Source organism: Mesorhizobium sp. M7A.F.Ca.US.006.04.2.1, from assembly GCF_004022915.1.
Lineage (GTDB): Bacteria > Pseudomonadota > Alphaproteobacteria > Rhizobiales > Rhizobiaceae > Mesorhizobium > Mesorhizobium ciceri.
Genome location: NZ_RZQA01000074.1, coordinates 1 through 12,378, shown reverse-complemented (window position 1 = coordinate 12,378; position 12,378 = coordinate 1). Strand labels below are relative to the sequence as shown.

Sequence of the window (12,378 nt, the reverse complement as noted above, 5' to 3'; positions counted from 1 at the left end):
GTGCGTATCTGTACCGAAAGCATCCCCTTTCCCAATCAACAGACGCAGATAAGGGCACAGATATGCGGAAAGTTTTTTGGGCGCCGCAAGTCCTGACACTGGCGCTCGCGGCTGTTTGGGCGGGTGCCTCGCCGGCCGGGGCCGAGGACGTCTACAACCTCAACCAGAACGAAAGCGGCTTCAACCTGCCCGGCGTCACCTTGCCCCAGGGCCAGGACGAGGTCCATGCCGCGGATGGCACCACTTGCCGTTCCGCCGTCTCCGGCTCCGGCGCCTATGTCGATCTCGGCGTCATCAGAGGCAACAGCCAGTCCGACAATGATGTCGCCACTTACGGCCGCGTGGTGATCCCCATCGGGCGTACGCCCAAGCGCGTCGATTGCAGCCGTCTCTACGAGCTTGAGGTCGAGCGCCTTCAGCTGGAGCTGAAGCTCCTCAAAATGGGCCTCGGCACCGACGGCCAGACGGCGAGTATTGCCGCCACCGCTCCCGCGACCGCATCACCGGGGTGGGCCAACGAAGGCTGGAGCATCAGAACCGGAAATGGCGATGGCAAGAAAAAGAAGAAGCAGTAGCCGCGCGCTGTTTGCGATGGCGGCACTTGCCGGTTCCTGCCTTCCGATGCAGGCGGCGATCATCGGCACCTGCACCATCATGGTCGGGGCGTCCGGAACGATGAAGGCCAGTCCCGCCATCAGCATACTGGGCTCCAAACAGGCAGGCGGATCGAGCGCCAGCGCCACCGTGGTGGCAAGCTCCCTGTTATGCTCAATACTCAACCTGCTTGACTGCTATTCGGTTTCGGCGCCGGCGCCTGCCGCATTCTCGTCCGCGCCGAGCGGCGGTGGCACCAACGTGACGTTCGCTTCGGTCTTCCGCCTCGATGGCTCGGGGGCCGATGTCAACGGAAGTGTGCCGCAGAGGGTTGCCAACGGCACCCACGCGATGCAGGTCGACCTCACCGCCACCAAGTCGAGCGGTATCTTTCCCGCCGGCAACTATCAGGGCACGGTCACCGTGCGCTGCGAATAAGGCCGCGACAACTCAAATCGGGCTGGACCATGCGCGTGGTCTGGCAAGCTGCGGCCTTACAGGTTAGCTTCCACGCAATCGGAACGATCTGCGTTCGCCCGGACGCACGAAGACGCTCCGGCATTTTGAATTTGCGTTGCCAGGAGGCCCTGCTTGATTATCGTCATCGGCTCGATCAACCTCGACCTTATCGCCAAGGTCGACCGCTTGCCGAGCCCCGGCGAGACGGTGGGCGGCTCGGCCTTCACCACCGCGCCCGGGGGCAAGGGCGCCAACCAGGCCCTGGCCGCCGCACGCGCCGGCGCCTCGGTGCGCATGGTCGGCGCCGTCGGCAGGGACAGCTTCGCCGCCGAGGCACTGGCATTGCTGCGCGACGGCAAGGTCGACCTGTCCGGCGTTGCCGAGACTCACGCCTCGACCGGCACGGCACTGATCATGGTCGCCGACGACGGCGAGAACATCATCGCCGTGGTGCCGGGCGCCAACGCTTCCGTGGTGCCCGGCGATCTCTCCAAGGCCTTTCTGAAAAAAGGCGACGTCGTGCTGCTGCAAAATGAGATTCCGCTGGCCACCGTCGATGCCGCCCTCGACCAGGCAAGGGCGGCCGGCGCCATCACGGTGCTCAACACAGCACCTTTCCAGGCGCAAGCAGCCGGCTTTCTCGGCAAGGCCGACTATGTCGTCGCCAACGAAACCGAGTTCGACCTGTATGGCGAAGCGCTGTCGCTGCAAGGCCGCGATCGGGCGGTGCGCATGCGCGACTTTGCCGGAAAGACCGGCCGCACCGTCGTCGTCACGCTCGGCGGCGATGGCGTGATGGCGGCGACACCGACCGAGTTCCTGGCCGTTGCTGCGCGCAAGATCGTCCCCGTCGACACGGTCGGCGCCGGCGATACGTTCTGCGGCTATTTCGCCGCCAGCCTGTCGTCGGGCCTCACGCTCGAACAGGCGCTGGCGCGCGCCGGCGCGGCCGGCTCGCTGGCCTGCCTGAAACCTGGCGCCCAACCGGCGATCCCGCTCGCCAAAGACGTCGATCAGGCGCTGCAGGAAACCCATTAAAATGCTGCGTCCTCAAACAAAACATGCCGTGCCACCGGCAGGCGACATCTGCCGCCTGTCCGCAGTCGAACTCGCCGGCGCGATCCGGGAGAGGGAGCTTTGCGTGCGCGAGGTGGTGGCGGCATTCCTCGACCGCATCGAGGCGGTCAATCCGCTGGTCAACGCCATCGTCTCCTTGCGCGATCGCGCCGATATCCTGCGCGAAGCCGATGCGGCCGATGCCAGCCCAACGCGAGCCAAAACCAACCCGCTCTTCGGCCTGCCGATGGCCATCAAGGACCTCGCCTCGACCACGGGCCTCAGGACCTCTTTCGGCTCGCCGATCTTCGCCGATTTCGTGCCGCAGGAGGACGATTTCTTCGTCGAGCGCATCCGCAATGCCGGCGCCATTATCATCGGCAAGACCAACGTCCCCGAATTCGGGCTTGGTTCCAACACCTACAACGCCGTGTTCGGGCCGACGCTGAACGCCTTCGATCCGGCCCTGACCGCCGGAGGCTCGAGCGGCGGCGCGGCCGTTGCCCTGGCGCTCGACATGGTGCCCGTCGCCGATGGCAGCGACTTTGGCGGCTCGCTGCGCAACCCGGCCGCCTGGAACAATGTTTTTGGCTTCCGCCCGTCGCAAGGACTTGTTCCCGGCGGACCCGATTTCGAAGTCTTCCATGCGCAGATGGGCGTCGACGGGCCGATGGGCCGCAACGTCCGTGACATGGCACTGCTGCTCGATGTGCAGGCCGGTTACCACCCGCACGCGCCATTGTCCTACGAGAAACCCGGCTCGTTCCTCGAAGGGCTTGGAATACCCGCAACTGGTGGCCGCATCGCCTGGCTCGGTGATCTCGGCGGTCATCTGCCGGTTGAAACAGGCGTTCTCGGCCTGTGCGAGGCGGCACTTGGCCGCTTTGCGGAAGCGTCCTTCGCGACCGAGCCCCTGCTGCCGGATTTCGATTTCGAAGCGCTGTGGCAGGCCTTCGTGACGCTGCGCCAGGCCAGCAGCGGCTGCGCGCTCAAAACCCACTATGACGATCCCGCGAAGCGCCGCCTGCTCAAGCCGGAAGCCATCTGGGAAGTGGAGAACGCAACGCGGCTGACGGCGCCGCAGATCCGCGCCGCTTCGGTCATCCGCACGTCCTGGCATCGCACGCTGCTGTCGATCTTCGACCGCTATGATCTGATTGCGCTGCCGACAGCGCAGGTCTTCCCCTTCGACATCGATACGCATTGGCCGCGTGAGGTCGCCGGACGCACAATGGACAGCTATCACCGCTGGATGCAGGTTTCCGCCTTCGCGACCTTGGGCGGCTGCCCGGCGGCCAATGTGCCGGTCGGCTTCGACGATAGAGGGCGGCCGATGGGCATGCAGCTGATCGGCCGGCCACGCGGCGACCTTGCCGTGCTCAAGGCGGCGGCCGCCTATGAGGCAACACTGCCCTGGCCGGCCGGCGCCTGAATCGCACGCGTTGGCGTGCCGCGGCGCTTCGCGCACCGGCTTGCATCGCTATCGCCGCCATGCATTGATTATCCTCAGCCGCGCCGCCTCGGCGGTATTCCTGGGGAAAAAGCATGTCGCTCGAACTCTACGCCGCCTATGTCCTCGCTTGCATCGTCATTATCCTGGTGCCCGGTCCGACGGTCACGCTGATCATTGCCAACAGCATCCGCCATGGCTCGCGCGCCGGCCTCGCCAACGTCGCCGGCACGCAGGCCGGGCTTGCCGTGATGATCGCCATCGTCGGCATCGGCCTCAACACGCTGATCGCAGGCATGGGCCACTGGTTCGAGTGGGTACGACTGATCGGCGCGGCCTATCTGATCTGGATGGGTGTGCAGATGTTCCGCTCCAAGGGCACGTTGAATGCCGATGGAACAGCGAGAAAGCCGCGCGGCGGCTTCTTCCTGCAGGGCCTGCTGGTGGCGCTGAGCAACCCCAAGACGCTGATTTTCTTCGGCGCCTTCTTTCCGCAGTTCATTTCGCCGCAAGGCAACTACTCGCTGCAGATCGCCGTCATGGGTCTGACCGCCATGATCTTCGCCGCCTTCTCGGATTCGACTTACGCGCTGGCCGCCGGCCGCGCCGGGCGCCTGCTGTCGGCCGGCCGCATCAAACTCCTGTCGAGGATCAGCGGCAGCTTCATGGTCGGCGGCGGCCTGTGGCTGGCGTTTTCGCGGTCGAAGTAAAGGCGGCCGAGCCGGCGCCGCAAGGAGTTGCAGCACCCTGGAATGGCAACAGATTGAAAGTGTGCTGTCCCACCACCACATGAATCTGGCTTGAGGGATTCATGTCTGTCTTTTGGACTTGGGATGGTTTGAAGAGGAACGCGCCTGGCGTGATCCTCTTTATTGGTGCGTTTGCGGTTATGATCATGTTGGCGGCAAACAAATGGATCAACGACGCCAGCCCGATCCGATCGGTCGACACAGTCGAGGCAAACGTCGAAAGTGTCCGGTTGGACCATGGCCGCGGCATATATCTGGTTTCTATCGAGAACGGTTCGTCTGTCCTTATCGATGACGATCACCCGCATCTGATCGGCTCGCGCACAAACATCGAACGCGTCACGCGCGACAATGGCTTCGTCTTCTACCGATTCGTGAATTGAATCATGGCAACAGTATCTTCTCTCAGAAACCGCCTGCTTCTGTTTCAGGCAGAATACCGAGACGCAGTCATTGGTGTCGTATTCTTCTGCGCACTGCCCCTGGCGGCGCTGATCCCGATTGCGATGAACCAGGACAATCCGGTTGTGGCAACTCAGAGTGTGATGGGCACTATCGAGTATGTGAGGTTAATGCCCATCAATCCGAAGATGGCTGCCGGGCGCGGGCTGTATTACACATACGATGTCCGCCTTGATGGCAACAGCGCGGTGACATCCATCGATGATGAAGTGGGGATGCCGCACCTTGTCGGTTCGGTCATCCCCATCGAGCGGCAACATCATAAGCGCGGCGGAGACACCTATCGGTTTCTCAATGAGTGAAGACGCGTGCTCACAAGTTCAGTTCTGTTCTGACGGTCAGTTAAGCCGCCCCAGCCTCTCCACCAGCAAGGCGAAAAACGCATCATGGTCGATGTCGCGCATCACCATGGCGTTCTTCGGCCGTTTGGTGACGCCCCACCAGTCGATCACGGTCATGCCCATGGTCAGTTCCGAGGCGGTTTCCACGCTGACGTTGCAGTTGCGGCCCTTGAACAGGTCCGGCTTCAACAGATAGGCGATGACGCAAGGATCGTGCAGCGGGCCACCGTCGGTGCCGTATTTCTCTTCATCGAAGCGCTCGAAGAACTCCAACATCTCCGCGGTGGCGGTGCCGACCCTGGTGCCCAGCGCGCGGAAGGCCTGCGTGCGCTTGGCGGTGGTCAGCGCCTTGTGGGTGACGTCGAGAGGCATCATGACGATCGGAATGCCGGATTTGAGCACGACATCTGCGGCCTGCGGGTCGACATAGATGTTGAATTCGGCGGTCGGTGTGACATTGCCGCCTTCGAAGAAGCCGCCGCCCATCAGCACGATTTCCTTGATGCGCGGTGCGATGCGCGGCTCGCGGATCAGCGCCAGCGCAATGTTGGTGAGCGGGCCGAGCGCGCAAAGCGTGATCGTGCCGCTTTCTTCGCTCATCAGCGTCTCGACGATGAAATCGACCGCGTACTGGTCCTGCAGCTTCATCGTCGGTTCGGGCAATTGCGGACCGTTGAGGCCGGTCTTGCCATGCACTTCCTCGGCGGTGACCAGTTCGCGCGTCAGGGGCCGGATGGCACCGGCATAGACCTTGATGTCCGGGCGGCCGGCCAGCTCGCAGATCTTGCGGGCATTCTTTTCGGTAAGCTTCAGCGGCACGTTGCCGGCAACGGCTGATATGCCGACGATCTCCAGTTCGGAGCTGCCGAGCGCCAGCAATATGGCGACGGCATCATCCTGGCCGGGATCCGTGTCGATGATGATCTTGCGTGACTGGGGCATTTCAATTCCTTGTTTGGCGAGGTCGTGGACTTGCATCGATCCGATCGGAACATCCAAATGACGCCGAAGCGGCCGCGAGCTGCCAGGCCGAACCGCTCGACCGGGGAAGACAATCCCGACCCGCGCGCTTTTCCTTGCATCTGCTCGCCGTTTCAAGCGCCATGTCTGTCATTCCTGTGAGTCCACGGCCTGGTCTTTTTGGGCGGGTCTGTTGACGGCTTGAACTTGGTCGCGGGGCGGACCATATCAAGGCCATCGGGAAAAATGCCATCTGGGTTTTTCCACTTTATGTCGCTCTTGAGAGGACAGTGTAACATGAGCCGAATGACGCCCTTTTCCAGCCCGCTTCTGCTTGGTTTCGACGCCATGGAAAAGACCCTGGAACGCTTGGCGAAGTCCGGTGACAGCTACCCTCCCTACAACATCGAACGCCTCAGCGGCGCCGACGGCAAAACCGAAAGGTTGCGCATCACATTGGCGGTCGCCGGTTTCGCCGAAAGCGATCTCGATGTCACCACGGAGGAAAACCAGTTGGTCGTGCGCGGCCGTCAGACCGACGACACCGAGCGCGAATTTCTTCATCGCGGCATCGCCGCGCGCCAGTTCCAGCGCTGTTTCGTGCTGGCCGACGGCATGCGGGTGATCGCAGCGGAGTTGAAGAACGGCCTTTTGGCGATCGACCTCGATCGGCCGGAGTCCGAACGGCTGGTACGGAAAATAAACATATCGGTGAAAGACTGATCTTTACCGATGGCTCTCATGCGGGATGGCCTTGAGCGGCGTCCTCGCGCCAAGGAGGCTTTGAAATGACCAGAACTGAAACTATCACCATGACCAATGGCGAATTCGCTCATCTCGGCGAGGGCTCGGTCGCTTATCTCAGAAAGGTCTCGAGCGACGAATTGCTCGGCCGTTTCCCCAATCTCGGCGAAATCGCTCCCGGCATGGAACTGTGGGCGCTGTTTGCCGCCAATGGCCAGCCGATCCTGCTTTCCGACGCGCGTGACCGCGCACTGGCCGGTGCCATGGAAAACGACCTGACCACGGTCGCCATCCACTAAGACCCAGCGCGCCGCCCTGTTAGGCGCGACCAGCAGGCTCAAACGCATAGGGCCGCCCGTGGCGGCCCTTGAAGTTCGTCTCACCAGAAAAATCAGGCCGCGTGCGAGGCCTGGGTGTCCGATAAAAGCGCGTGGATAGCCGCGGCGTCGCGCGTACCCCTGATCTTGGCCACCGTGTCGGCGTCACGCAGCACTCGCGCGATGCGCGACAGTGCCTTGAGGTGATCGGCACCCGCCCCTTCCGGCGCCAGCAGCAGAAACACCAGATCGACGGGCTGATCGTCCAGCGATTCGAAATCGACAGGCGTCTCCAGCCGGGCGAAAACACCTGCGATGCGCTTCACGCCGGCCAGCTTGCCGTGCGGGATGGCGATGCCGTTGCCGACGCCGGTCGAACCCAGCCGCTCACGCTGCAGGATGGTGTCGAACACCTCCCGCTCCGGAATGCCGGAAATCGCCGCCGCCCGTTCGGACAGCAATTGCAGCAGCTGCTTCTTGGAGTTCGCCTTCAACGCCGGCAATATCGCCGGAACGTTGATAAGATCGCTCAGATCCATGCTTGAAAATCCCTTGTTCGCCTGCCGTCACCAGTCCTCACCCCTCGTGCGGCCGGCTCTTATCCCAGTGCGACCTCGTCGTCACCGTGCGACCCTTGTCGTCACCGTGCGACCGTTGTCGTCACGCTTGTGCGACCTTGGTCGTCGACGGGTCGATCCAACCGATATTTCCATCGGGTCGGCGATAGACGATGTTGAGATGGTCGGTTCCCGCGTTGCGGAAGACGAAGACCGGGCTGTCCTTGGTGTCGAGCTCGATGACCGCCGACGCCACCGACATGGTCTTCAGCGTCATGGTTGATTCGGCGACGATGGCCGGCGCGAAATTCTCCGGAATGTCCTCGTCGTCATCGGCAAGCGGCGCCATCACCGTGTAGGCTATGTCGGTCGGTTGGCCGTTGGCGGCGCCCGAATTGTGCGATTTCAGCCGGCGCTTGTAGCGCCTCAGGCGGGTTTCCAGACGGTCCGCCGCCGCCTCGAAGGCAAGCGTCGGATCCTGGGCATCGCCGGTGGCCTGCAGCGAAGCGCCGGAATCCAGCCGGATCATGCAATCCGCCGAATAGCGCGAACCCGATTTGATGACCGTGACATGTCCGGCAAAGCCGCGATCGAAATATTTGCCGATCGCTTCGCCGACACGATCGTTGATGCGTGTCCGAAACGCATCGCCGATGTCCATGTGTTTTCCCGATATGCGCAGATTCATCTGAAAACTGACCTTCCTTGCTCAGGCTTCAAACTGGCCCGAGTTTATACTCGTGATCCGTGCGCACAAGCTTTGCGGCGTCACTTGCGCCGATTTTAAATCCAGACTTTCCGGTTGATCACAAGCCGCCCTTTGACCGTCCCGAGGCCAACGTCGTGACGGACCATCCGCATGCGGGCATCTAGCCCGTCTCATGCGGGCGGGCTTCTAGCCAGTTCACCGCGGCTTGTCAATGAAGTGCTGGCTTGTGGAAAATCGACTCGCCTCAGCGCCCGGCGCTGGCCATCGCACGTTTCTCGCGCCGGCGCTGCACCGAGGAGGGGATATTCATGCCTTCCCGGTACTTGGCGACCGTACGCCTTGCAATGTCGACGCCACTTTCGCGCAACATGTCGACGATTGCATCGTCGGAAAGCACGTCGACGGGCTTCTCCTCGTCGATCAACTGCTTGATGCGGTCACGCACGGCTTCCGAGGAGTGCGCATCGCCGCCGCCCGATGCGGCGATCGAGGCGGTGAAGAAGTAGCGAAGCTCGAACACGCCGCGCGGCGTCAGCATGTATTTATTGGCTGTGACCCGGCTGACGGTCGATTCGTGCATGCCGATGGCGTCGGCCACCGTGCGCAGATTGAGCGGCTTCAGCTGCCGCACGCCATGGACGAGGAAGGCGTCCTGCTGGCGAACGATTTCCGAAGCGACCTTGAGGATGGTCTTTGCCCGCTGGTCGAGGCTGCGCGTCAGCCAGTTGGCGTTCTGCAGGCATTCGGCCAGAAAATCCTTTTCCGCCTGGTTCTTGGCCTGCGGAGAGACCTGGGCGAAATAGATATGGTCGACCAACACCCGCGGCAGCGTTTCGGCATTGAGTTCGACCGTCCAGCTGCCGTCATTGGCCGCGCGCACCTCGACATCGGCGACGATCGCGTCGCTGGCGCCGCCCGAAAACGCCATGCCCGGCCGGGGATCGAGCGCCCGGATTTCGGCCAGCATGTCGAGCAGATCCTCCTCGTCGACACCGCAGATCCGTTTCAATGCGTGAAAATCGCGCCGTGCCAGGAGTTCGAGATTGGCGACCAGCGCCTTCATCGCCGGATCGAGCCGGCTCCGCACGGCAAGCTGCAGCGACAGGCATTCGGCCAGGTCGCGGGCAAACAGGCCGGCCGGCTCGAAGGTCTGACACACCGCCAGCACCTTCGCCACGGCGGCCGCATCCGCACCGAGACGAGCGGCGATCTCTGCCAGATCGGCACGCAGATAGCCGGTCTCGTCAAGGCCGTCGGCGAGGTCGGCGGCGATCAGACGTGCAGCCGGATCGGCGAAGGCTAGCGCCACCTGTTCACCGACATGGTCGCGCAGCGTGATCGCAGCAGTCGCCATATCGCCGGCGTCAAACCACTCGGATGAGGAACCCGCGCCATTGCCGGAAGCCGATTTCCATTGCGCCGTCAGGTCGGGACCGAGCCGCTCGCTGGTGCCCGGGTCGTCGGGAAACAGGTTTTCCAGCGACGTGTCGAGCTTGTCCGAGATCGCCTCCGCGCTCCACTGCGTCTCGTTTTCGAACCAGTCGCCTTCGGAGGTGGCTTGCGGCTCCGCCTCGATCTTCTGCGCCTGGTCGCTGGCGGCATCGTCCTGCGGCTCGGCGCGCTCCAGCAGCGGATTGCGCTCGATTTCCTCGTCGATGAAATGCTCGAGCTCGACATGGGTGAACTGCAGCAGCCGAATCGACTGCATCAGTTGCGGCGTCATCACTAGCGACTGCGATTGTCGTAGCTGTAGTTTGGCCGCCAACGCCATGGTTCGGTTTCAAACGCCTCGTCTACGCATCCGGACTTCCGGAAAGGAATTTTGCAGCCGGCCATAGAAACTGGCCCGGCTTTTGCTTGTCAAGGCAATTGGTAGCAAAACTCGCTTACCGGAGCGTTATCTCGGAGCAAAATCGAGGAAAAAGCGCCGCGCGAACCGCAAAAATCGTGTCAGGAAACAAATTTCACGCTCAGAGGGTGAAACCCTCGCCGAGGTAAAGTCGCCGCACATCCGGGTTTGCCACCACTTCGTCGGCCCTTCCATGGGTCAGCACCTGGCCGGCATGGATGATGTAGGCGCGGTCGATGAGGCCGAGCGTTTCGCGCACATTGTGATCGGTGATGAGGACGCCGATGCCGCGCGCCGTCAGGTGGCGCACCAGTTGTTGAATATCCGCGACGGCGATCGGATCGATGCCGGCGAAAGGCTCGTCGAGGAGCATGTAGGCCGGACGCGTCGCCAGCGCTCGCGCGATTTCCAAGCGTCGCCGCTCGCCGCCCGAAAGCGACATGGATGGCGCCTTGCGCAGATGGCTGATGTGGAATTCCTCGAGCAGTTCGTCGAGATTGCGCTCGCGCACCTTGCGGTCCTTTTCGACCACTTCCAGCACGGCGCGGATATTCTGCTCGACATTGAGGCCGCGGAAGATCGATGCTTCCTGCGGAAGATAGCCGATGCCGAGGCGTGCGCGACGGTACATCGGCATCGACGTGACATCGAAGCCGTCGATCTCGATCGTGCCTTCATCCACCGGCACCAGGCCGGTAACCATATAGAAACAGGTCGTCTTGCCGGCGCCGTTGGGGCCGAGCAGTCCAACGGCCTCTCCGGCGCGCACGCCGATGGTGACGCCGCTGACGACCTTGCGGCCCTTGTAGCTCTTGGTCAGCCCCTTGGCGATCAGGGTTCCCTTGAACTTTCCCGCATCGACGGTCACCGTGGCCGGCGCCGAAAGCTTGCCGGCGGCCCGTCCCGGAAGACGCGCCGTCAGCGACGACAGGCTGGCCATCAGGGGTTCGTCGCTCCCGATTTCGGCGGCGGTGTGATCGACATCTGGACGCGTTGCCCAGCGCATGGATCCACCTGAGCCAGCCCGCTTTTCATCTGCACGGTAAGTTTGCAGCCCACCAGAACGTTGTCGTTTTGCGACAGAACGACCTTTTTGCCCGAAAGCACCAGCACCTGGCTCTTCATATCGAAGCTGCCTTGATCGCCGGTCGCGATCTGCGCATCCGACTTGATATAGACCTTGTCGGAGATCTCCAGGTGATCGATGTTGGCCGAGCCCGTCATCGCAGCACCCGCGGCCTCCGTGCCCTTGGCAGCGGCGTTGGGGTCCTTGACGTAGTAGACCGTCATCTTGCCGGCCTTCATCAATGTCGGCCCCTGGACGACGCTGACATTGCCCGTGAAGATGGCGACACTGTCGGCCTGGCGGACTTCCAGCTTGTCGCTCTCGATCTGGATCGGCTTGTCGCCGGACAGTTTGAGGCCTGATTGACTGGTCGTCTGCGCCCATGACGGCACGAGTCCGAGCAGCAGCAACGCTGAAGTTGCAGCCGCGAGCCGCGTCGAACTACTGAGCCGCATTGGTTTCTCCGCTGTTTCCCTGTGCCGCCTTCAGGGCGGCGGAATCGATGTTGACGCGCACTTTGTTCTCGAAAACCAGAATCTTGCCATTGTCCTGAACCGACATCGTATCCGCCGTGATCCGCGACCCGCCACGGCTGACATCGACGGGATCTCCTGTCTTCATAGTGCCTTTGCCCATGTCGAGGAAGACCGATTTGAACTTGGCCTGCATGCCGTCGGTCGTGGTGATCGTCACGTCGCTGGTCAGGTTCATCGTATTGCCGTCGCGATCGTAGGTGCCGTGCGAGGCCTTGACCGCCGCCACATTGTCGGACGCGATCGGCACCTTGGCGTCGATGCCTTCCAGCTCGATGATACCTTGCGTGCTGACATCCTGAATGGCACGCAGCGCCGTCATCGAATAAGGCTGCTTCTGCTTGGTGAAACCGTTGAGCTTGGGATTGGCCATCACCAGCTTGCCGTTGGAAAAGGCAGTGCCTTCCGCCTGAATCTTCACCGAGACGGGTGCGGCGAGATAGGAGTAGACCGGGAAAGCGACCGCTATCAGTGCTGCGGCCACCGGCACGGCAAATTTGAGAACGCGCACGCGGCGCGAATGACGCTGTGC

16 protein-coding genes are annotated in these 12,378 nt (G+C 62.5%); 9 read left to right on the top strand and 7 right to left on the bottom strand.

What is annotated here, in order from left to right; translation table 11 throughout:
* Positions 1–62 precede the first annotated feature (62 nt).
* From EN925_RS06545 to EN925_RS06515, 7 genes are all read left to right on the top strand, one after another.
* The gene (locus tag EN925_RS06545) at positions 63–575 is read left to right on the top strand and encodes a hypothetical protein (protein ID WP_027161334.1); all 513 of its coding nucleotides are present in this window, start codon (positions 63–65) and stop codon (positions 573–575) included.
* Positions 550–1,032, top strand: a complete 483-nt coding sequence (locus tag EN925_RS06540; RefSeq protein ID WP_027161333.1) for a hypothetical protein — start codon at positions 550–552, stop codon at positions 1,030–1,032. Before EN925_RS06545 ends, EN925_RS06540 begins: the two co-directional genes overlap by 26 nt.
* Before the next feature lie 153 nt (positions 1,033–1,185).
* Entirely contained in the window at positions 1,186–2,091 is a 906-nt protein-coding gene (locus tag EN925_RS06535) for a ribokinase (RefSeq protein ID WP_063169004.1), read from the top strand.
* Position 2,092: 1 nt separating this feature from the next.
* Positions 2,093–3,541 carry an amidase gene (locus EN925_RS06530; protein WP_063169005.1) on the top strand — a complete coding sequence of 483 codons (1,449 nt, stop codon included), beginning with the start codon at positions 2,093–2,095 and terminating at the stop codon, positions 3,539–3,541.
* Between the two features lie 113 nt (positions 3,542–3,654).
* Complete coding sequence (locus EN925_RS06525; RefSeq protein WP_013529595.1) at positions 3,655–4,269, top strand: LysE family translocator; 615 nt, start codon at positions 3,655–3,657, stop codon at positions 4,267–4,269.
* Between the two features lie 101 nt (positions 4,270–4,370).
* A complete protein-coding gene (locus EN925_RS06520) occupies positions 4,371–4,691 on the top strand; it encodes a hypothetical protein (protein ID WP_013529594.1) in 321 nt (106 codons plus the stop codon).
* 3 nt (positions 4,692–4,694) lie between these two features.
* Complete coding sequence (locus tag EN925_RS06515) at positions 4,695–5,072, top strand: hypothetical protein (RefSeq protein ID WP_063169006.1); 378 nt, start codon at positions 4,695–4,697, stop codon at positions 5,070–5,072.
* A 36-nt stretch (positions 5,073–5,108) separates the two neighbouring features.
* On the opposite strand, the gene EN925_RS06510 is transcribed toward EN925_RS06515, so the two are convergent.
* Complete coding sequence (locus EN925_RS06510; protein WP_063170333.1) at positions 5,109–6,053, bottom strand: nucleoside hydrolase; 945 nt, start codon at positions 6,051–6,053, stop codon at positions 5,109–5,111.
* Positions 6,054–6,368: 315 nt separating this feature from the next.
* Here EN925_RS06510 and EN925_RS06505 point away from each other — a divergent pair, with 315 nt between their 5' ends.
* On the top strand, positions 6,369–6,794 hold the full coding sequence (locus EN925_RS06505; RefSeq protein WP_013529591.1) for an Hsp20 family protein: 426 nt from the start codon (positions 6,369–6,371) through the stop codon (positions 6,792–6,794).
* A gap of 65 nt (positions 6,795–6,859) precedes the next feature.
* Positions 6,860–7,114: a DUF1150 family protein gene (locus EN925_RS06500; RefSeq protein WP_013529590.1), complete on the top strand. Its 255-nt coding sequence runs from the start codon at positions 6,860–6,862 to the stop codon at positions 7,112–7,114.
* Between the two features lie 92 nt (positions 7,115–7,206).
* On the opposite strand, the gene ptsN is transcribed toward EN925_RS06500, so the two are convergent.
* The 6 genes from ptsN to lptC all read right to left on the bottom strand — a co-directional run.
* Complete coding sequence (ptsN, locus tag EN925_RS06495) at positions 7,207–7,671, bottom strand: PTS IIA-like nitrogen regulatory protein PtsN (RefSeq protein ID WP_013529589.1); 465 nt, start codon at positions 7,669–7,671, stop codon at positions 7,207–7,209.
* 121 nt (positions 7,672–7,792) lie between these two features.
* Positions 7,793–8,377: a ribosome-associated translation inhibitor RaiA gene (gene raiA, locus EN925_RS06490; RefSeq protein WP_013529588.1), complete on the bottom strand. Its 585-nt coding sequence runs from the start codon at positions 8,375–8,377 to the stop codon at positions 7,793–7,795.
* 265 nt (positions 8,378–8,642) lie between these two features.
* The gene (rpoN, locus tag EN925_RS06485) at positions 8,643–10,169 is read right to left on the bottom strand and encodes an RNA polymerase factor sigma-54 (RefSeq protein WP_064995568.1); all 1,527 of its coding nucleotides are present in this window, start codon (positions 10,167–10,169) and stop codon (positions 8,643–8,645) included.
* 199 nt (positions 10,170–10,368) lie between these two features.
* Complete coding sequence (gene lptB / locus EN925_RS06480) at positions 10,369–11,187, bottom strand: LPS export ABC transporter ATP-binding protein (RefSeq protein ID WP_013529586.1); 819 nt, start codon at positions 11,185–11,187, stop codon at positions 10,369–10,371.
* Positions 11,187–11,768 (bottom strand): LptA/OstA family protein, encoded by a 582-nt coding sequence (locus EN925_RS06475; protein ID WP_013529585.1) that lies wholly within the window; start codon positions 11,766–11,768, stop codon positions 11,187–11,189. The genes lptB and EN925_RS06475 overlap by 1 nt, the downstream gene beginning before the upstream one ends.
* Positions 11,755–12,378: LPS export ABC transporter periplasmic protein LptC (gene lptC / locus EN925_RS06470; protein WP_128278409.1), on the bottom strand; the 624-nt coding region annotated here is incomplete at its 5' end. The genes lptC and EN925_RS06475, both read right to left, overlap by 14 nt.

Bases quoted from the DNA above. Each gene is read 5' to 3' on its own strand.
- EN925_RS06545 (WP_027161334.1), top strand. From the start codon at position 63: ATGCGGAAAGTTTTTTGGGCGCCGCAAGTCCTGACACTGGCGCTCGCG.
- EN925_RS06540 (WP_027161333.1), top strand. From the start codon at position 550: ATGGCAAGAAAAAGAAGAAGCAGTAGCCGCGCGCTGTTTGCGATGGCG.
- EN925_RS06530 (WP_063169005.1), top strand. From the start codon at position 2,093: ATGCTGCGTCCTCAAACAAAACATGCCGTGCCACCGGCAGGCGACATC.
- EN925_RS06525 (WP_013529595.1), top strand. From the start codon at position 3,655: ATGTCGCTCGAACTCTACGCCGCCTATGTCCTCGCTTGCATCGTCATT.
- EN925_RS06520 (WP_013529594.1), top strand. From the start codon at position 4,371: ATGTCTGTCTTTTGGACTTGGGATGGTTTGAAGAGGAACGCGCCTGGC.
- EN925_RS06515 (WP_063169006.1), top strand. From the start codon at position 4,695: ATGGCAACAGTATCTTCTCTCAGAAACCGCCTGCTTCTGTTTCAGGCA.
- EN925_RS06510 (WP_063170333.1), bottom strand. From the start codon at position 6,053: ATGCCCCAGTCACGCAAGATCATCATCGACACGGATCCCGGCCAGGAT.
- EN925_RS06505 (WP_013529591.1), top strand. From the start codon at position 6,369: ATGAGCCGAATGACGCCCTTTTCCAGCCCGCTTCTGCTTGGTTTCGAC.
- EN925_RS06500 (WP_013529590.1), top strand. From the start codon at position 6,860: ATGACCAGAACTGAAACTATCACCATGACCAATGGCGAATTCGCTCAT.
- ptsN (WP_013529589.1), bottom strand. From the start codon at position 7,671: ATGGATCTGAGCGATCTTATCAACGTTCCGGCGATATTGCCGGCGTTG.
- raiA (WP_013529588.1), bottom strand. From the start codon at position 8,377: ATGAATCTGCGCATATCGGGAAAACACATGGACATCGGCGATGCGTTT.
- rpoN (WP_064995568.1), bottom strand. From the start codon at position 10,169: ATGGCGTTGGCGGCCAAACTACAGCTACGACAATCGCAGTCGCTAGTG.
- lptB (WP_013529586.1), bottom strand. From the start codon at position 11,187: ATGGCCAGCCTGTCGTCGCTGACGGCGCGTCTTCCGGGACGGGCCGCC.
- EN925_RS06475 (WP_013529585.1), bottom strand. From the start codon at position 11,768: ATGCGGCTCAGTAGTTCGACGCGGCTCGCGGCTGCAACTTCAGCGTTG.